The 18,596-nt window shown below is 36.6% G+C and carries 17 protein-coding genes; 6 read left to right on the top strand and 11 right to left on the bottom strand.

Annotation, left to right across the window (positions count from 1 at the left end; translation table 11 throughout):
• The first annotated feature begins 348 nt into the window (after positions 1-348).
• Positions 349-942, top strand: coding sequence for a nitroreductase family protein (locus F6K15_RS30960; protein WP_293068820.1), 594 nt, complete (start codon positions 349-351; stop codon positions 940-942).
• 1,238 nt (positions 943-2,180) lie between these two features.
• On the opposite strand, the gene F6K15_RS30955 is transcribed toward F6K15_RS30960, so the two are convergent.
• The 3 genes from F6K15_RS30955 to F6K15_RS30945 form a co-directional block, all read right to left on the bottom strand.
• Positions 2,181-3,164, bottom strand: a complete 984-nt coding sequence (locus F6K15_RS30955) for a hypothetical protein (RefSeq protein ID WP_293068817.1) — start codon at positions 3,162-3,164, stop codon at positions 2,181-2,183.
• A gap of 1,140 nt (positions 3,165-4,304) precedes the next feature.
• Positions 4,305-4,655 carry a carbon dioxide-concentrating mechanism protein CcmK gene (locus tag F6K15_RS30950; protein WP_287274684.1) on the bottom strand — a complete coding sequence of 117 codons (351 nt, stop codon included), beginning with the start codon at positions 4,653-4,655 and terminating at the stop codon, positions 4,305-4,307.
• 141 nt (positions 4,656-4,796) lie between these two features.
• Positions 4,797-5,102 carry a BMC domain-containing protein gene (locus F6K15_RS30945; protein ID WP_293068810.1) on the bottom strand — a complete coding sequence of 102 codons (306 nt, stop codon included), beginning with the start codon at positions 5,100-5,102 and terminating at the stop codon, positions 4,797-4,799.
• A gap of 284 nt (positions 5,103-5,386) precedes the next feature.
• On the opposite strand from F6K15_RS30945, the gene F6K15_RS30940 reads away from it, so the two are divergent.
• The 3 genes from F6K15_RS30940 (at position 5,387) to F6K15_RS30935 (ending at position 6,708) form a co-directional block, all read left to right on the top strand.
• Positions 5,387-6,091, top strand: a complete 705-nt coding sequence (locus F6K15_RS30940; RefSeq protein WP_293068807.1) for a transposase — start codon at positions 5,387-5,389, stop codon at positions 6,089-6,091.
• A 7-nt stretch (positions 6,092-6,098) separates the two neighbouring features.
• A complete protein-coding gene (locus F6K15_RS38755) occupies positions 6,099-6,359 on the top strand; it encodes a zinc ribbon domain-containing protein (protein WP_363269072.1) in 261 nt (86 codons plus the stop codon).
• Between the two features lie 88 nt (positions 6,360-6,447).
• Positions 6,448-6,708 carry a mechanosensitive ion channel family protein gene (locus F6K15_RS30935; protein WP_293068804.1) on the top strand — a complete coding sequence of 87 codons (261 nt, stop codon included), beginning with the start codon at positions 6,448-6,450 and terminating at the stop codon, positions 6,706-6,708.
• A 353-nt stretch (positions 6,709-7,061) separates the two neighbouring features.
• Here the strand turns inward: F6K15_RS30935 and F6K15_RS30930 are convergent, their stop codons facing one another.
• The 6 genes from F6K15_RS30930 to F6K15_RS30910 form a co-directional block, all read right to left on the bottom strand.
• The gene (locus tag F6K15_RS30930) at positions 7,062-8,681 is read right to left on the bottom strand and encodes a 2-isopropylmalate synthase (protein ID WP_293068801.1); all 1,620 of its coding nucleotides are present in this window, start codon (positions 8,679-8,681) and stop codon (positions 7,062-7,064) included.
• Positions 8,682-8,931: 250 nt separating this feature from the next.
• A complete protein-coding gene (locus F6K15_RS30925; RefSeq protein ID WP_293068798.1) occupies positions 8,932-9,447 on the bottom strand; it encodes an NYN domain-containing protein in 516 nt (171 codons plus the stop codon).
• A gap of 1,245 nt (positions 9,448-10,692) precedes the next feature.
• Positions 10,693-10,920 carry a transposase gene (locus F6K15_RS38750; protein WP_363269069.1) on the bottom strand — a complete coding sequence of 76 codons (228 nt, stop codon included), beginning with the start codon at positions 10,918-10,920 and terminating at the stop codon, positions 10,693-10,695.
• A gap of 766 nt (positions 10,921-11,686) precedes the next feature.
• Positions 11,687-12,337, bottom strand: a complete 651-nt coding sequence (locus F6K15_RS30920; RefSeq protein WP_293068796.1) for a response regulator transcription factor — start codon at positions 12,335-12,337, stop codon at positions 11,687-11,689.
• Positions 12,338-12,767: 430 nt separating this feature from the next.
• Entirely contained in the window at positions 12,768-13,283 is a 516-nt protein-coding gene (locus F6K15_RS30915; protein WP_293068793.1) for a ferredoxin, read from the bottom strand.
• Between the two features lie 182 nt (positions 13,284-13,465).
• Positions 13,466-13,663 carry a hypothetical protein gene (locus tag F6K15_RS30910; RefSeq protein WP_293068790.1) on the bottom strand — a complete coding sequence of 66 codons (198 nt, stop codon included), beginning with the start codon at positions 13,661-13,663 and terminating at the stop codon, positions 13,466-13,468.
• Between the two features lie 177 nt (positions 13,664-13,840).
• Between F6K15_RS30910 and groES the strand changes: the two genes are divergently transcribed.
• Both groES and groL read left to right on the top strand, forming a co-directional pair.
• Positions 13,841-14,152 carry a co-chaperone GroES gene (groES, locus tag F6K15_RS30905; RefSeq protein ID WP_124147414.1) on the top strand — a complete coding sequence of 104 codons (312 nt, stop codon included), beginning with the start codon at positions 13,841-13,843 and terminating at the stop codon, positions 14,150-14,152.
• A gap of 482 nt (positions 14,153-14,634) precedes the next feature.
• Complete coding sequence (gene groL, locus F6K15_RS30900) at positions 14,635-16,269, top strand: chaperonin GroEL (RefSeq protein ID WP_293068785.1); 1,635 nt, start codon at positions 14,635-14,637, stop codon at positions 16,267-16,269.
• A 349-nt stretch (positions 16,270-16,618) separates the two neighbouring features.
• On the opposite strand, the gene F6K15_RS30895 is transcribed toward groL, so the two are convergent.
• Together F6K15_RS30895 and F6K15_RS30890 are read right to left on the bottom strand one after the other, a co-directional pair.
• Complete coding sequence (locus F6K15_RS30895) at positions 16,619-18,022, bottom strand: tetratricopeptide repeat protein (protein WP_293068782.1); 1,404 nt, start codon at positions 18,020-18,022, stop codon at positions 16,619-16,621.
• A gap of 200 nt (positions 18,023-18,222) precedes the next feature.
• Positions 18,223-18,453, bottom strand: coding sequence for a hypothetical protein (locus F6K15_RS30890; RefSeq protein ID WP_293068779.1), 231 nt, complete (start codon positions 18,451-18,453; stop codon positions 18,223-18,225).
• Between the last annotated feature and the right edge of the window lie 143 nt (positions 18,454-18,596).

Genomic DNA, 18,596 nt, shown 5'->3' with positions numbered 1-18,596 from the left:
AACAGTTAATTTGCTCAGTTATTATTGGTGGGGGGAGGCGAATTTATCTCATCATTTGTCACCCCATTAATTTAACCTCGAACCAGACCCTAATACTAAACCGGAACAGTTAATTTGCTCAGTTATTATTGGTGGGGGGAGGCGAATTTATCTCATCATTTGTCACCCCATTAATTTAACCTCGAACCCGCTCCGACTATTGCAACATTTTAGGTAGTCACGCCACTACTTTACTTCTGCCTTCTTCCTTCCTCCTTCTAAAATGTAATATTCAACTAAAGATGATATAAGCAGTAACAAATTTTGATATTATTGAGATACATCAAGTAGTTATTCAAAATTCAAAAAATGGAAAAATACACGGAAAATAAATATCCAATTAATAACTTATTAAAACAACGTTGGAGTTCTTTAGCTTTTGCTGACAAAATGGTTTCCTCAGAAGTATTACTTTCACTTCTAGAAGCAGCAAGATGGTCTCCTTCTTGTTTCAATGAACAACCTTGGAGTTTCATAGTTGCCACTAAAGAAAACCCTGCTGAATACGACCGTCTTTTCAGTTGTATAGTAGAAGGAAATCAACCTTGGGCAGGTCTTGCTCCTGTATTAATGTTATCCGTTGCTAAACTTTTTTTTGACAAAAATAATAAACCTAATAGACACGCTTTTCACGATGTAGGTTTAGCAGTTGCTTCCCTAACTTTTCAAGCAACAGAAATGGGTTTGAGAGTTCATCAAATGGGAGGTTTTCATCTTGATAAAGCGCGTGAATTATATAAAATATCACAAGGATATGAACCAGTGGCAGCTATAGCTATTGGGTATCCAGAAGAACCCGATATTTTGCCTGAGTCTTTACGAGAGAGAGAACTTTCTCCCCGCAGTCGTAAACCTATAAATTCTTTTGTTTTTACTGGAGAGTGGGGTCAGACTTCTCTGTAGCAAAACTTGTAGTGGACTGACACAGCTAAAACAGCTAAAATAGTGCATTAGCTATACTGCAATAAACAATCTTTACCCAACCTGGTAGGGACGACCTTATGCAACGTCCCTACATTGCGGTTAATTAGGGTTTGCGTATGGAAAGTCTTTTTGCTCTTTGTAGGAGACAGGAGAAATAGGAATGAGCGAAGAGGTAGGAGTAAGAATTGTTAGAATGATTTTTCTGCCCAACTATGAGCCTAAAATACGCTCCTTTTTGAGCGTGAAGAGCTAAAAACCAGGTACTGCAATTCGACCCCTAAAAGGCTAAAGTCTTGATATGTCAATGCTTTTAGATTTAATCAGCAAGCCCTAATTAATGTTACTTGATATAAGTCCTGATCAACTCCGAAACTCTTACCCATTGACCATTACCCATTCCCTATTCCCTATTCCCAAAAAGCAGCAAGATTTTGGATACGAATAAAATAGGATTGCTATATATTCAATAATTAATAATTATATCATGTCCGGATAATTAGTGATAAAAAAACTTTCTCTTTCAACTCCAGTTCTTCTTCTTCCTTCTTCTTTCTTACCTCCTGACTCGGTCCTTCCCCTCCCAGGAGGGTAGGGGGAGGGGCGAGGGGTGGGTTGACTCCTGAGGACTCCGTCGTTATTTATTTATAACTGTTCAATCGGACATGATATGATTACCGAATAATTAATAATTAATAATTAATAATTAAATAATTCGCGCCTTGAAGCCTCCCCTTTTAAGGGGAAAAAAGCGGTCGAGGGATGGCTCCGAAACCTGCGCCATATCCATGAGACCAAGACAGCGGTCGATCTTCGTAGCTTCCCGCAGGGTGGGATGGCGAGGTCTCGGAGCTGTCCGACCATCGACCAAGAGAAGAAATAATATTTCCTTATATTCAATTCCGTAGCGCTTAAAACCCGAGGTAATTATCAATTATCCATTATCAATTATCAATTAATGAACTCTCCTTAAAATTATAAGATTAGCGAAAATAATTTTTTGTCTTTCTTTATTGTTCAAAGAAGAAGATTTAAACCTTAATTATTCAGTAATTATCTTTTTCTTTATGAGTTTAATACCCCACCGTCTACACGGTGCCTACAATTTGGTTGAGGATAGTCAACGACCTGCCACTTCGTATCTTATCACCCCATCCACTTTTTTATTCTTCCTTCTTCCTTCTTCAAAATTATTTTTCAACACAGCCGATCGCTTCATTTTACAACTGATAATTAATACCTATAGCCAATAGTAAACTTGCTAAAACACTACCTAAACAACCTATTCCCAAATTAGTCATATTTGACTGACTAGCTGATGCCATTGCAGTGTTTAAATCTGGTGAAGTTAAACGCTCATAATTTTTCACAGCTACAATTGTTTCTGGTAGGGATGATATTAAACTTCCCAAAAAATAATGCAATCCTGCAAAGATTGAATCACCAAATAATTTAGTCAGTAAATCATCATAAATTTCAGTCCAAGCTATAAATAATGTATTTAAAATATAACATAATAATATCAATAAAGCAGTGCCTACAACAAACTTCCACCAACTTGCTTCATAATCATCTGCATTAATATCTTCAAATAATTCAGGTCTTTTTTGCTTAAACTGTTTTTCATAAACAAAAAAGACAAATATACCTGCTAAACAAGTTATACCACCAACAATTACCCAAGGCAAAGTTCGAGAATCTATGACTTCTGGCAAAGGTGAAAATTCCGATTCACCAGTAATGCACCAATAAGCTGTAGTTGCAAAGGCAAACATTGATAATGACATGGAAAAATGCCAGAAAAATAGCATTTTTTCTTTATTCAGAATTTCAATAAAACTTTTAATATTAGATATTTTTCCTAAAAATACCCATTTACCTATAACAATTATTGGTGCGACAATAAACATCAGATAAATATTGGCAAAATTTGAACCTAGAGGAGTTGCTATACCTCCTAACCTACCGAGACTCAATGATAGCAACATCAAAAATAATTCAGGATTATTTGTACTAGAATTAATTACTAATGTGCGTTGATTTTTACCTAAATATTTTTCAGCTAAACCTGCTGCAGAATTTACCATAGTATCTGTAGCAATAGGGATAAACCAAAAGCAAAAAATTATTGCTGACAAGGCACTAATTGCCAAAAAAGTAATTTCATTAGTAGAGCGGTGTAATTGTATAATCCAAGTATCCATAGGTTCAGATAAGATTCAATATATAGCAGTCCTCGACGCGGTTGTGTAGAAAATATTTTGGCATGAGGGAGTATATAACAGTGCTAAGAGTTTCAGACTTTATTATCTGTACTTTCGTTTCTTTGCTATATGCTCGCCTTACCTACACAAAATTCAATCAGAAAATTAGCTACAATAAATAAAGACTATTCTGCTGTCATAGTCTTTGCTCCGCCGTGGCTATTTTCAATCAAAATGTCATTCGATGTTACGTTTTATTGTCAACAATAGATAAGTTCAATATATTTTACATAGATTCTCTTCTGCTTATTTTAACAATAGCATCTTGAATGAAAATGTTCACTTATTACTTTTTTAATTTTCACTATTAAAATCTCACTAATTTTAAGATTTTTTTTCACATGAAGATATAGCTTCCTAATTAATTGTGATAGTTTTGTGTGTTCTAGTTATTGATTTTTTGTAATTATTTAATAATTAACATTTCAAGCATCTTCAATTATTTGAATAAATAAATCAAAAAAAAATCACCAATCTTTATTTTTAAATACAGGCAACTATTAACTATTAACTATTAACTATTAATTATTAATTATTGAATACCTCAAACCTAAGAGCTGATTTATAAACTGAGTTAAAACTCCTTTCTAGCATGGGTTTGCGGAAAATTATGCCCTAGGGGCTTAGATAGTGTCGAACCCTTACACTGTAAAGCATTTATCCTCTTAATATTTACTTTATAAATCAGCTCTAATATTTCATCCAAACTAACAATTCAAATCATGCTTCCATAGTACCGTCCACTGTCTATATTTTTTAACTAGCTATCAGCTATTAGCCGAAAAATTTGTGCATATAATTAGGCACCTGTTTGCCGAGCATTCCGGAACGTCCAAGCTTGGATAAAACATCCCCGACTTCTATAATTCGCTGAATTTTAGGAGGGGTTTAAATCCCCTTCTAAAAAGCTGACCGTTGATTGCTGAACTGCTGTTTGCGTTTGCGTAGCATCCCATAGGGAAGCATTCCGCCAGGAAACGCTTTTTAATACTAACCAAAATAGTAAATATTGGTCATACTTATAGTCTTATGGACGGCTTCAAATAGAATTATGTAGATATTTAATTAATCAAAATTTATCTACCTATTAGGCAATCTTGGTACAGTTATTCCTTCTACTCGTTGGCGGTATTCTTCAACACCTGGATTAAAATCTATTGGTAAAACAGCCACAATATTATCGTGAGGACGAGGAATAATTACCCAAGATTCCAAGGTCGCACCATAAACTTTTTCGACTGCAGCAATTCCTGCATCCATAGCAGTTTTGACTTCCGAAACATCACCTCTAATTTGAACAGTAAACCGAGCGCTACCAACCCTAATATAACCCACTAAAGTGACTCGACCTGCTTTTACCATTGCATCAGAAGCAGCTAAAATGCCAGGAAAACCCTTAGTTTCCAGTGCTCCAACAGCTTGTTGTGCCATTATATTTCTCCTAAATTTAAGTTAAGAATTAATCTCTGCAATTAATTGTAAAAATTTTAGATGTCTGCCATAACTAAACTATATATTCAGCCAAATTATCAATAATATTAATTTGAGCTATCAATAAGTTTAGGACAATATTCATCTAAATTGTTCACTAATTTCTGTATAACTTAGTGGTAATACAGATTCTACATTCTCCGGGGGATTAGGAACAATATAGTGACCATCCACTATACCACCATAGACTTTTTCTGCTGCTTCAATGCCAGCTTGGACTGAAGGATAAACTTCAGAATTTGGTCCCCGAACTGCAACGACAAAGTGGCCTCTTTCGGCTATACCATAGTAAACTAAGGTAACTCGCGCAGCTTTGACCATAGCATCTGCAGCAGCTAAGATGCTTGGAAAACCAATAGTTTCTATGACACCTACCGCATCTGGCATAGAAATACTCCTGTACTCTGCAAAAATAAATCAATATAATTGTAATCCTAATGGCTGATGCTGTATATATAAATTGATAAAAAAGCAATCAATTATACTGGACTATAAGCATTTTTATCTATATTCGATCTCTTTTAAATTTTACTCAAAAATGTAGAGTATAGTGTCATTTCAGTTATCAGTTAACAGTTATCAGTTATCAGTATCTCTGCAATAAGGAGCCTTGAAATCTGGAATATTCTCTTTCTTATCCCCTTATAAGGGGAGGCTTAAAAATAGAATATTTGCGAGTTAATACTTATTCAGGCGCACTCAAACAAGCAACAAGTGTTGTCATATACTCAATTGCCATTTTATTTACTATACAGGCAATAGGTATTTCCCTTGCCGGAATAGGAAAATACCCAAAGTTTAAGAAGAAAGGTAGGTCTGATTCATTTACAATTGATAATTCAGGAAAACCAATAGAATTAAATGGATGGAATCATAAATTACCTTTTATTGGTATTGTCAAAACTTATGAACCTATTGAAGCAACTACTCAAAAAATAACTATTAGTAAACAGGCAGGTGATTGGTATTTAAGTTTTGCTTATGAATTTACTCCTGATCCAACACCAAAAACTACTGAAGTTGTAGGTGTAGATTTAGGCATTAAGACATTAGCAACTTTAAGTGATGGGAAAGTCTTTGAAAGTGTCAAGTCATATCGCCAGTTTGAAGCCAAGGTTTCTCAACTACAATATCTAAACCGGAATAAAGAAATTGGTTCAGCTAATTGGCGAAAAATACAACTGAAAATTGCCAAGCTACACACAAAAGTAGCTAACATCCGCAAAGACGCACTTCATAAATTGACAACATATCTAGCCAAGAACCACAACCCACCCCCATCCCCTCCTGGGAGGGGAGCAAGAGGGGTGGGTGAAGATTTAAATGTTAGTGGTATGTTAGCTAACCATAAGCTAGCTAAATCAGTTAGCAGATAGTGATTTTATGAGTTTAGGAGACAACTTGCATGCTCTGTGTGAGTGGTATGGTTCTGAGTTAGTATTAGTTGACAGGTTTTTTCCATCATCAAAGACTTGTTCTAACTGTGGTCATGTTCAGGATATGCCATTAAATGTAAGGACTTATGATTGTCCTGAATGTGGCTTGTCAATCTTATTGAGATTTAAACGCCAGTATAAAGAGCGAGAGATGCGGTCGGTTTGCTCCGCAACGCTAACGCGAACGACCGTGAATGCCTGTGGATGAGTAACCGCCGACGGCCTCACAAGAAGCAGGAAGTAAACAGCCTCCTACGGAGGAGCTACGCTATCAGATTGTCACGTTATGTGACGCTTTGTATCAGTTTTATAGAGCAGTTGATAATATCTCGCACACAGGCATTTTAATTCAAATTTGGATTAAGACTGCACCAATACAACAGTTTGCTGTGGGACGTGAATTCCGCCTCAAAATTAAACAAGCATTTGACCAAGAAGGTATTGCTATTGGTGTACCGCAACAGTCTGTGAATTTTCAAAATTATCCTAAGAATGGTAGTAGCGATCGCAACAAAGGAGAAAATTCATATCTTTCCGCTCTAGGAGGTAGGGAGTAGGGGAGTAGGGGAGTAGCTCACACGGATTATGGCACGGATATACAGATACGGAAGGGAGTGGGGGAGTGGGGGGAAATAATTGATATCAAATCTGCTCGGGTTCAGTATCAATAAAAGTTCCATCTGAGCGCCATTGCCAAATTTTTACTTTATAGCAGGGAACAGGGAACAGGGAACAGGGAACAGGGAACAGTATTTCTATGTCTTACGGTTCATCATCAACATAAGTCAAACAGCAACTTGTTCCTTGTTATATCCCCCCATCACCCCATCACCCCATCACCCCATCACCCCATCACCTCATCTCCCCATCTCCCCATCCTCCCAATCTGACTTCTGACTTGCGCGAAGCGCTATACCACTTCCACCGCTCGATCGCTCTTTTGCGGATGTATTTTCTTCACATCACTTTGCAAAGCTACATACAAACGATTTAAAGCATTCATATAAGCTTGAGCTGATGCCACAATAATATCAGTATTAGCAGCATGACCAGAATACACCCGTCCTTCATGGCGCAAACGAATAGTCACTCCCCCAATAGCATCAATACCAGCAGTTACCGACTGCACAGAAAACTCAATTAAATCATTAGGCACATTCACCACTCGGTTAATTGCCCTGTATACAGCATCCACAGGACCAGTACCAATAGCAGCATCAGTCAATTCTTCCCCATTAGGAGTTCGGATACTAACCGTGGCCGTGGGACGAGAGCGATCGCCACAGGAAACCTGTACCAACTCTATACGGAAGAGTTCTGGTGGTTGTTGAATCTCACTGTTAACAATAGATTCCAAATCCCAATCTGTAATTTCTTTCTTTTTGTCTGCCAAATCTTTAAATCTGAGGAAAGCTTTATTCACCTCTTCATCAGAAATATCAAACCCAAGTTCTTTGAGACGAGTTTGGAAAGCATGACGACCGGAAAGTTTACCCAAGACTATTTGGTTATCTGTCAAACCGATAGACTCAGCATCCATGATTTCATAAGTAAGCTTATTCTTGAGTACCCCATCTTGATGAATACCTGACTCATGGGCAAAAGCATTAGCACCGACAATAGCTTTATTTGGTTGCACAAACATTCCTGTCAAGTTAGAAACCAGACGAGATGTTTTATAAATATGACGAGTATCAATCTTAGTAAGTGGTGCTTCTGACTCTGGTGCGCGACCAAGGAAAGGATTGAAATATTGTCGCCGGACGTGCAATGCCATAACTAACTCTTCCAAAGCAGCATTACCAGCTCGCTCACCGATACCGTTAATAGTGCATTCCAGTTGACGAGCGCCGTTTTTCACAGCTTCGAGGAAGTTAGCGACTGCTAAACCGAGGTCGTTGTGACCATGAACAGAAATAATAGCTTGGTCAATATTGGGTACATTTTCCTTAATACCTCGGATGAGCGCCCCAAATTCAGCAGGTGTCGTATAACCAACAGTATCGGGAATATTCACCGTAGTCGCTCCAGCAGCGATCGCCGCCTCCAATACTTGATAGAGAAATTCTGGGTCAGAGCGACCTGCATCTTCGGGTGAAAATTCTACATCATCTACGAAAGTTTTAGCATAGGCCACCATTTCAGGAGCGATCGCCAATACTTCTTCTCTAGTTTTCTTAAGTTTATAAGCTAAGTGAATATCGGAAGTAGCAATAAAAGTATGAATACGAGCATTAGCTGCGGGTTTAAGAGCTTTACCTGCTGCTTCAATATCTGCACGGGTTGTTCTTGCCAAACCACAGATTGTTGGGCCTCCTTCTACACCCACTGTCTCGGCAATTTTTTGTACTGCTTCAAAATCTCCAGGACTAGAGTAGGGAAAACCCGCTTCAATCACATCTACCCCCAGGCGAGATAGTTGTCGAGCAATAGTCAATTTTTCATCTATATTGAGAGCCGCCCCAGGAGATTGTTCCCCATCCCGGAGAGTCGTATCAAAAATAATAATTCGGTCTTGATTACTTGTCATTATTTTTCCCTTATAGTTTACAGAAGTTAGTCTTGAGCTTTTTTTTATCTTACCTTGTCTTACAAGTTAGTTAATATACTTTAAATTAAACGTAAATTAGTCTAATTTTTTTTAATTTTCTAGGAAGATATTAAAGTCTTCAAGCAGAGATTTTTTATTTGATACTTCCTACCTTCTTACTTAGTGCATTCTGAAAGAAATTGAGATTTTTTTCCTTCTTCCTTCTTCCTTCTTCCCTCTTCCTTCTTAATTAATATTCGGCCTTTTCTATTTGGTCGCGAATATCATTTAAGTCTACATATTGGTCTGTAGCATTTCGCAATTCTCTAGCAATCATTCCCTCTGTTGATACAACAGTTATATGAGTATTTTTAGAACGTAGTAGCTCAATAGCTCTTTCAAAATCCCCATCTCCACTAAATAAAACTACTTGGTCATATTGGTCTACTGTATTAAACATATCTACTACAATTTCAATATCTAAATTAGCTTTTTGAGAATAGCGACCCGAAACATCATCATAATATTCTTTAAGAATTTTGGTGCGTACTGTATAACCCAAACTAATTAAAGCATCTCGGAATCCCCTTTGATCTTGTGGGTCTTTTAAGCCTGTGTACCAAAAAGCATTTATTAGTTTTACTTCTGGTTTGTTGAAATGTTCTAATACTCTTCTTGGGTCAAAAAACCAACCATTTTTTTGTTGAGCGTAGAACATATTATTCCCGTCAACAAATATAGAAAGACGGTTCTTGGAATTATTCATAGAAACTTAAATTTAATATTGATTTTAGATAATTCAGTCTAAATCTATTACTCAGGACTTACGCAGACACTCTACATATAGAGTAGAGAGGGCGTCATTCGGCAGCTTTACGGAACGCAAATACCATTCGCCCCTACAGATGGTGGTTTAAAAGTCAATTTGCGTAAGTCCTGTTACTTTAGTAATATTCCGATCATAAATGCAATTTTGTAAGCATTTCCTGCGGAATACTGCGCAAACAGCTATTAGCAGTCAGCTAGCCTCCTGGGAAGGAACTACGTTAACAGCAATTAGTAATGAATAATTACTTCTAAGGTTTGGGAAGGTGAATTTGGCAGTAGCTTTTTATTATTTCTCAATTTCTCAATTTCTTTTACCTTTCTCAAAATTAGTAGCTGATAGCTAATAGCTGACGGCTGAATGCCTATATTATTTTTAATTTAGATAAACTAACATTTTTACTTGCATATTTTAGATTTAAACTGCAAAAAATCACCCTTGTATAATAAACCGATAATCTTTTTCTCTACTCATAATTTTAATAATTTCAGTAGTTATATACTATTTATTTTAGTCTTTTTTATGTAAAAAAATACTTTTTATGCTTATTAAATTAATTGATCCCCTTCCATATCTTCAATATAAGACAATAATTCTTCATTCAGGCCATATTTTGAAAATTTTATTCGTCCAATATTCTAATAATTCAGTTGACTTAATAAAAATTATGTATATAAAACTAGGAATATAGAAAAACTGGGGCAGTACAAAATTACAGCCCTCAAATATACAAATTACATTTAAAGATCAAGACTTACACCGCTCAACTAAACTTACTCAAACTGAAGGAGAAGGTCTGAAAGTCTAGTCAAACGCAAGTGGCTCAAGCACTACAGGGTTAAACGACAAACCCTTTATTCCCCAAAAACATCAGGAATTACTTTTCTAATAATATTAAATGCCCCATTAACATCAACATTTAATAATTTATTATCTCCTGTTTTATACAGTCCTCTAACCATTCTTTTTCCTTTAAATATCGGTTTTGACTCACCTTATGTTGGTAATTCATCTCTATCTAAAGAACTTAATTGTGATGCACCCGGATTCTTCTGTAATTATTACTTTTATCCCAATTAATCTGAGCCTTAGAAGTTAACCTCTCTATTAATCTATAATGAGGTATGTTAACAAACTGTTGATTGTTCTTTTTCCTGAGATTAATAGATTATTTCCAATGCATAATTATATCCAACTTATTAAGGTTCCTATTTGATGTCCCTCACACCAATCTATGACTCTTTTACTCGCTGTATGTAGATAATTTTCTACTCTACAGTTTCGTTTATGATTTAGAGCGTTTAACCGATGGAATAAATTTGGATTATTTTTGGTTTTCAGTTGGGATTGTATCAGGGAGCGTTTTTTATTATCAAAGGTGTTAATGGCTTTTAATGGTCTCCCATTGATCATAATTAGGTGCTACACCTGTTTGATTAGTTAAAGCCATTAAGTTATTCACTTCCTTTGTCTACTCCTGCTATTTGTTGATTTTCTGTTGTTTCCTCCGATTTTTAATTGACTATTTCTATTATATAACAGCTACTTTTGGGGATAATTCTGGCCTCTATTATTTCTGTCTGTGAAGTGGGAATTTTTATTTCACTCATCGACAGATGACAAATTCCTTTTTTTAAGGCTTTGCGCGTAAATTGATTCATCTAAATAGGGCAGAATATTTCAGCCTTTTATCTTATGCTTATATTTGGGAATTTTCGGTCTTCCTAAAAATCTATTGGGTTGTTTTTGCCATGCTTTTCAAGCTGCAAAATAACTACTCCAAGCTGAGTCTAATCTTCTGATTATTTGCTTGCTTACCTTGGTAAGTAAAGCTTGATAATCGTAACTTTTAGATACCTTATGATCAAGTTCATTAAAATTTCATTTCTTTTGATAGGAAAAGAAATATTAACGGTAATAATAGTTAGCGCACGTTAAACAGATTTTTAGAAAAAAAAGCCTTGTGGTCACAAGCTGACCACAAATGATATGATTTGCTAATAACATGACGTTCAACTAGCTTCATACCTTAATTGTAGCTGATAACGACTCAATGGAGAGACAACTGAACAAACTTAGTCATCTTAGTTTGATAGCTATAGTTATGAGTAAGTTTGATGAACTTTAGAGAAGTTTTCGCTTTCTGTATTTACCCACGATCATTTATGGGTAATTATACCTAAGCCTTTTTACTTTCTATTGCCCAACGAGCTAATTCTGTCCGATTATGTAGACCAGTTTTACCAAGCATATTGCTTACATGACTCTCAATCGTTCTTTGACTAACTTCCATCATTTGTGCAATATCACGGTTTGCCATCCCCTGGGCTACAAGTTGGACTACCTTTAATTCTGTGGGAGTTAATTCTACGTTTCGGCGCACCTTAATTTTTGGCCCACTATTACCCACATTAGAATTTTGATGTTTAATGAGGCGAGAAGCTTGCTTCAAGGAAGATTCTACTTGAGCTACGAGTTCTTCTGGCTCAAATGGTTTGACAATGTAGACATCAGCTCCAGTATTTAAACCTTTGACTCGGTCTTGACTTTGACCCTTGGCAGATAGAAATAGAACTGGAACCCATTCTGTAGCTGGATTTTCTCTGATATGCTGCACAAGGGTATAGCCATCCATTTCTGGCATCATCACATCACATATAATTAGCTCAGGAATTTCATTTTCCAGCTTTTCTAGTGCCTCTCGGCCATTTTCTGCCGTTGTTACCTGATACCCACGAAATTCTAAATAATCCTTGACTAATAAGATTAAATTAGGGTCATCATCAACCAACATTAACCGTCTTTGGTCTGTAGTATTAATTTCCTTCATAATGAAGAACTCACTTTTTTTAATTCCCGCAAACATTAAATTCAAAGACAGGTATTAACCACATCTTTCATAGAAAATTAAGGAAGTAGGGCGAGTTTGCTACTTTCTTTTAAATGAATATATATCCTTAGCCACAGGGCAAGGAGCTGCATCTAACGATCTAAAGAAATTATGCCCCTATCTATTATTGATTATAGATTTTAGACTCAATCAATACTTCTACAATATTTAGAAATATAACTAGATAATAGTTTTGTATTTGTGAAAAATAACTTCCACTGCTTTTAATAATATATGAAAATTTGACAGTATTGGCTACTAATACGATCAGGACTTATATTGATAACTGTTAGTTACTAATTGTTAACTTTGAACTTTTGAGTTTGGCACTCAAGTAAATGTCCACAATTTCTGAGTATCAGCTAATGAATCAACTAAGGCTATTTGATGAAATAATCATTGATTCGGGCAAAGGATGAGTTAGAAAAACATATTCCTCTACAACTCGATCGCCCATTATATGCTCTTGAATAATTCTTTCAATTACAGGAGGAGTTGCGGAATGATACCATATTCCTTCAGGATAAACAAGCATGATTGGACCTTGACAACAAACTCGTAAACAGTTAGCTTTAGTACGAAATATACAGCCAGGTAAATCAGTGTTAACCTGGTCAAGTTTCAATTCTTTGAGCCGTTTTTTGAGATAATTCCACGCCTCTAAACCAGCCTCTGTTGAACAACATTTAGGCTTTGTTTGGTCAGCACAAATAAAAATATGTCGCTGAATTTTACTTAATCCGAGAGATTGGACACAAACACCAAGGGATGCCTGACAAATATCTTGGTCAGTATCGTCCTGTCGATAATTTTCCTGGCATTCGGCTATCTGGAAATTAGCCCCATCAGATTTCTCGGTTTTTTGAGATGATATATTATCTGTCATAAAATTTTCGACACACCTTCCAACAAATTTCTAGGGATATTGTCTTTTTGTCAAATGTCTTATTTGTAAATAACAAATGACTTTGACGGTAAAATTCTTGATTTACTCAGATAATTTTAGTCTACTGTCCTAATTTAAAAAGCTCAATTCAATTGAGAGGATTGTTGTTTTGGCGATTTTATTTAGACTTTTGACGAAAAGATCGATAGTCCTGCATGGTAATGGTAGGATACATATTCTTTAATTTCTCCCACACTCCCCATCTCCCCATCCCCCCATCTCCCTATACCCCCATCTCCCCATCCCCCCATCTCCCCATCCCCCCATCTCCCCATCTCCCCATCTCCCCACACTCCTTTACCATTACTATGCACCACCACCAAAAACCAAATCTCTCAGTTCGGGAACCCGTACAGTTTCATCAGTTGCAATGGCAACTCTTATTCAGCTAAATTAGCACTCAGGTAGTGAGAGTGCTAAAAAATCAAACGAAGCCAATAATTGAGCTTCAGATTCTAGCCTCTCAGCAATAGTAAAATATATCTGGAGGGAAAACCATGGCAGCCGTAACACTGAGTGTTTCTACTGTTAAGCCTTTAGGCGATCGCGTATTTGTTAAAGTCAGTGCAGCTGAAGAAAAAACAGCAGGTGGTATTCTGCTACCTGACAATGCAAAAGAAAAACCCCAAGTAGGAGAAGTTGCTGCTGCTGGTCCTGGTAAGCGTAATGACGACGGTTCCCGTGCAGAAATGGAAGTTAAAGTCGGAGACAAAGTGCTGTACTCCAAATACGCCGGAACAGATATCAAACTCGGTGGTGATGAGTATGTGCTACTTGCAGAAAAAGATATTCTCGCAATTGTTAATTAAGAATTATCAAGTTGTTTCATAGCACTAGCAAACTTCCTCGATCCACTTGATGTTTGCCAAAGTGCTAAAGCAACAATTATCAACAAAATCACAAATAGAACAGCGAGAAGATTGCTCCAATACCTTGAGTGAAACCACTCTAAAGTTCATTAATTGATAATGGATAATGGATAATTGATAATTACCTCTGGTTAAAACCGTTACGGAATTGAATATAAGGAATATTTTCTTTTTTTTTTCCCTTAAAAGGGGAGGCTTTAAACCAGAATTATTTAATTATTAATTATTAATTATTAATTATTAATTATTCGGTAAGCTCACAGGTAGATTTTTGTCTATCCCGAGGAGTCTAGAAGTTTGTTGACAGGCTGGAAGCAAAAGTGGACTTATCTCTTTTGCGGTGTTTTTTTACACAGAATTCAGGGTGTTTCAACCCCTGGAGATGTCAAATCCACAATTACTTATCAATAAAAATTACAACTATGGCTAAACGTATTATCTACAACGAAAATGCTCGTCGCGCCCTCGAAAAAGGAATGGATATTCTCGCTGAGTCTGTAGCAGTAACACTCGGTCCAAAAGGTAGAAATGTAGTTCTAGAGAAAAAATTCGGCGCTCCTCAAATCGTTAATGATGGTGTCACCATCGCTAAAGAAATCGAACTAGAAGATCATATTGAAAATACAGGAGTTGCTTTAATTCGTCAAGCAGCTTCTAAAACTAATGACGCAGCAGGTGACGGTACTACTACAGCTACCGTTTTAGCTCACGCAATGGTAAAAGAAGGTCTACGCAACGTAGCTGCAGGTGCTAACCCTATTGCTATCAAGCGCGGTGTTGACAAAGCAGCAACTTTCCTAGTAGAAAAAATTGCATCTCACGCTCGTCAAATTGAAGATTCTAAGGCGATCGCTCAAGTCGGTTCTATCTCTGCTGGTAACGACGAAGAAGTGGGTAATATGATTGCCCAAGCAATGGATAAGGTAGGCAAAGAAGGCGTAATTTCCCTGGAAGAAGGGAAGTCAATGCAGACCGAACTAGAAATTACTGAAGGTATGCGTTTCGACAAAGGCTATATCTCTCCCTACTTCGCAACAGATATGGAGCGGATGGAAGCTGTACTCGAAGAACCAATGATTCTAATTACTGATAAGAAAATTGCTCTAGTACAAGATTTAGTACCAGTATTAGAACAAGTAGCTCGTTCTGGCAAACCTTTATTAATTTTGGCTGAAGATATTGAGAAAGAAGCTTTAGCTACTCTGGTTGTTAACCGTCTACGGGGTGTTTTGAATGTAGCTGCTGTGAAAGCTCCTGGTTTTGGCGATCGCCGTAAAGCAATGTTAGAAGATATTGCTGTATTAACTGGCGGTCAAGTTATTACTGAAGATGCTGGTTTGAAACTAGAAAGCACTAAGTTAGATATGCTTGGTAAAGCTCGTCGCATCAACATCACCAAGGACAACACGACCATCGTTGCTGAAGGTAACGAAAAAGAAGTTAAAGCTCGTTGCGAACAAATTCGCCGTCAGATGGAAGAAACTGAATCTTCCTACGACAAAGAGAAGTTACAAGAGCGTTTAGCTAAGTTAGCTGGTGGGGTGGCTGTAATCAAGGTTGGTGCTGCTACTGAAACAGAAATGAAAGACCGCAAATTACGCTTGGAAGACGCTATCAACGCAACTAAAGCTGCTGTAGAAGAAGGTATTGTTCCTGGTGGCGGTACAACTCTAGCTCACTTAGCTCCCGATCTAGAAAATTGGGCAAATGAGAACTTGCAAGCTGAAGAGTTGACAGGTGCTTTAATTGTTAGTCGTGCTTTGTTAGCTCCACTGAAGCGCATTGCTGAAAATGCTGGTCAGAATGGTGCTGTGATTGGCGAGCGCGTGAAAGAGAAGGATTTCAATACTGGTTACAATGCTGCTAGTAACGAGTTTATGGATTTATTTGAAGCTGGTATTGTTGACCCTGCTAAGGTAACTCGTTCCGCTCTACAAAACGCTGCTTCTATTGCTGGCATGGTGTTGACAACTGAGTGTATTGTTGTTGACAAACCTGAACCCAAGGAAGGTGCTCCTGCTGGCGCTGGTATGGGCGGCGGCGATTTCGATTACTAGGTTTGAAGAAGGAAGAAGGAAGAAGGAAGAAGGAAGAAGGAAGAAGGAAAATATTGTGTTGTCCTCCTGACTCCTGACTCCTCCCCTCACTCATAAGACTTTTTCGGCAAACCCTAAATAGTGTGTATTGTGTTTGGGCCACCTCCATTGATTGGGGGTGGTTTTGTTTTTAGATAGCGATCGCTTCGGATTGAACTATATCAGGACTTATGCACAGAAACTAAATCCAGTGAGGGCGTTCAAGGTGAATTTGCGTAAGTCCTGTATATTTGGAGGAAAACGACAAGCAATATCCCGCTCCCCTTGACTTTTTTTAGCATATTACTAAAGCCAAATAAATATAACAGAATTAAATTGATTTAATATCAGCATCCCGCTCAATTTTATCAATAACTTCTTGAACCCTTTCATACTCTAAATTTTTCTCTTCTTCTACAAACAATTCAGCAGCTTTCTGTAAATCTTCCAGAGCTTTTGGCAAATTTCCTAACTGCTTATATACAATTCCACGACTTTCATAAGCATTAGCAAAATTAGGCTGCAATTCAATGGCTCGATTAAGGTCTCCTAAAGCCGCTTCATAATCTCCTAATTCTAAGTAAGCAGCACCCCGATTATGATAAGTCAAAAATAGTTCTGGATTAAGTTTTAAAGCCCGGTCATAATTAGAAATTGCCTCCCGATAATTTCCCAAAGAACTATAAGCATTGCCTCGATTATTGTAAGCATCTGGTAAATTTGGTTTGATTCCTAACGCCCGGTCGTAATCAATAATTGCTCCCCAGTCGTCTCCCAATAAACGACGGATATTACCCCGATTATTATAAGCATCTGCTAATTCAGGATTTGATTTAATTGCTTGAGAAAAATCTGCTATTGCCTGCTGATAATTTCCCAAATTTTGCCAAATATTACCTCGATTTAGATAAGCTTCTGCATAATCAGGCTTAAGTTTAATTGCCCAATTATAATCCTCTATTGCACCCTGTTTATCTCCAAACTCAGTCCTAGCAACTCCCAGATTAAAATAAGTTTGAGCATCATTAGGTTTCAGTTCAATTACTTTAGAATAATCAGCAATAGCTCCTGGATAATCTCCTAATTTCCGCCGAATAATTCCCCGATTATTATAAGCATCCACAGCATTTGGCTCTAATTCTATTGCTTTGGAAAAATCGGAAATTGCACCTTTTTCATCTCCTATTCCAGAACGAGCAACACCACGATTACTATATACATAAAATAAGTTTGGTTCTGATTCAATTACTTTATTAAAATCCGTAATTGCTGCTTGATAATTACCAATAATACTATTAATATTTCCTCGATTATAATAAGCTTCAATGCGACTAGGTTCGAGATTAATCACATTAGTAAAATCCTCAATTCCTCCTTGATAGTCTGCTAATTCAATTCGTAAAATACCACGATTATAATAAGCCTCAATAAAATCCGGTCTCAGCTCAATAGCCTTACTAAAATCATTCAAAGCTCCGGGAAAATTTCCATCATTATATTTATCGACACCTCGATTAAAATAAACAGAAGCATCTTGATTTTCCGAGTCATTATTAATAATTTTATCCTCACTCACAGCAGCATAATATTCCGTAGTGGTTTGAGCTAAAATGTAATGATGAGGGAAAATTATTCCAATTAAAGCAAAGATATAAGCGAGACCTAGTTTAACACCATAAGTGTTCCGGAACAGTATTGCTTCTAAATATTTTTGTCTGATTAAGGTTTTGAACATTTTTTCTCCTAATAATAAGCTATCAGCATTTGAGTATTTGAGTATTTGAGCTTTTTAATCAATGAAGCAAGCATTGGTGATAAGTGTTCCGGAACAGTATTGCTTCTCAATATTAAATATTTTTGTCTGATTAAGGTTTTGAACATTTTTTCTCCTAATAATAAGCTATGAGTATTTCAGCAATTGAGCATTTCAGCTTTTTAATCAATGAAGCAAGCATTGGTGATAAGTGTTCCGGAACAGTATTGCTTCTCAATATTAAATATTTTTGTCTGATTAAAGTTTTGAACATTTTTTCTCCTAATAAATAAGCTATCAGCATTTGAGGATTTCAGCTTTTTAATCAATGAAGCAAGCATTGGTGATAAGTGTTCCGGAACAGTATTGCTTCTCAATATTAAATATTTTTGTCTGATTAAAGTTTTGAACATTTTTTCTCCTAATAATTAAGCTATGAGTATTTCAGCAATTGAGCATTTCAGCTTTTTAATCAATGAAGCAAGCATTGGTGATAAGTGTTCCGGAACAGTATTGCTTCTCAATATTAAATATTTTTGTCTGATTAAAGTTTTGA

Origin of the sequence: Okeania sp. SIO2B3 (assembly GCF_010672525.1) — a bacterium.
Classification (GTDB): Bacteria; Cyanobacteriota; Cyanobacteriia; order Cyanobacteriales; family Microcoleaceae; genus Okeania.
Note: the sequence above shows the minus strand (reverse complement) of the source record. Positions and strands in the feature narration are given on the sequence as shown.

What these genes read in the sequence shown, in the direction of transcription:
- F6K15_RS30960 (WP_293068820.1), top strand. Translation starts at nt 349, where the DNA reads ATGGAAAAATACACGGAAAATAAATATCCAATTAATAACTTATTAAAA.
- F6K15_RS30955 (WP_293068817.1), bottom strand. Translation starts at nt 3,164, where the DNA reads ATGGATACTTGGATTATACAATTACACCGCTCTACTAATGAAATTACT.
- F6K15_RS30950 (WP_287274684.1), bottom strand. Translation starts at nt 4,655, where the DNA reads ATGGCACAACAAGCTGTTGGAGCACTGGAAACTAAGGGTTTTCCTGGC.
- F6K15_RS30945 (WP_293068810.1), bottom strand. Translation starts at nt 5,102, where the DNA reads ATGCCAGATGCGGTAGGTGTCATAGAAACTATTGGTTTTCCAAGCATC.
- F6K15_RS38755 (WP_363269072.1), top strand. Translation starts at nt 6,099, where the DNA reads ATGAGTTTAGGAGACAACTTGCATGCTCTGTGTGAGTGGTATGGTTCT.
- F6K15_RS30930 (WP_293068801.1), bottom strand. Translation starts at nt 8,681, where the DNA reads ATGACAAGTAATCAAGACCGAATTATTATTTTTGATACGACTCTCCGG.
- F6K15_RS30925 (WP_293068798.1), bottom strand. Translation starts at nt 9,447, where the DNA reads ATGAATAATTCCAAGAACCGTCTTTCTATATTTGTTGACGGGAATAAT.
- F6K15_RS38750 (WP_363269069.1), bottom strand. Translation starts at nt 10,920, where the DNA reads ATGATCAATGGGAGACCATTAAAAGCCATTAACACCTTTGATAATAAA.
- F6K15_RS30920 (WP_293068796.1), bottom strand. Translation starts at nt 12,337, where the DNA reads ATGAAGGAAATTAATACTACAGACCAAAGACGGTTAATGTTGGTTGAT.
- F6K15_RS30915 (WP_293068793.1), bottom strand. Translation starts at nt 13,283, where the DNA reads ATGACAGATAATATATCATCTCAAAAAACCGAGAAATCTGATGGGGCT.
- groES (WP_124147414.1), top strand. Translation starts at nt 13,841, where the DNA reads ATGGCAGCCGTAACACTGAGTGTTTCTACTGTTAAGCCTTTAGGCGAT.
- groL (WP_293068785.1), top strand. Translation starts at nt 14,635, where the DNA reads ATGGCTAAACGTATTATCTACAACGAAAATGCTCGTCGCGCCCTCGAA.
- F6K15_RS30895 (WP_293068782.1), bottom strand. Translation starts at nt 18,022, where the DNA reads ATGTTCAAAACCTTAATCAGACAAAAATATTTAGAAGCAATACTGTTC.
- F6K15_RS30890 (WP_293068779.1), bottom strand. Translation starts at nt 18,453, where the DNA reads ATGTTCAAAACTTTAATCAGACAAAAATATTTAATATTGAGAAGCAAT.